This window comes from Dellaglioa sp. CoH-56-MRSF-13 (assembly GCF_056782095.1).
The window spans coordinates 1-313 of record NZ_JBXAYC010000128.1; the positions used below are offsets into that span (position 1 = coordinate 1).

Genomic DNA, 313 nt, shown 5'->3' on the forward strand with positions numbered 1-313 from the left:
GATGATGTGGATCGGTATCACCGGAATGATGATGACCGTCACGTTACGGATACCGCTGTTGAAGTCTTGCGCCGTGTTGTTCGACGAATCTGAGATCACTGTAGAATCTGAGATCACTGTAAAGTCCGAGATGCCCCGGGCGTTCTTGATGGTCTGGAGGGAATCCGAACACGACTGCACGATCTGACGACCCGTGAAGTCATCGTTAGGCTCTTGCAGCGAGTACAGCAGGAACTGATAGAGCGCGACCTTTATCACGTTCACAATACGACGAATCGACAACCACGAGAGCGCGCTCATCTGCGCAGCAAGC

At 52.7% G+C, this 313-nt stretch carries 1 protein-coding gene; it reads right to left on the minus strand.

From position 1 onward, the window contains the following. Positions 1-313, minus strand: a 313-nt coding sequence (locus tag AC1RP1_RS08175) for a phage tail sheath C-terminal domain-containing protein (RefSeq protein ID WP_481762747.1), incomplete at both ends; no start/stop codon positions are given.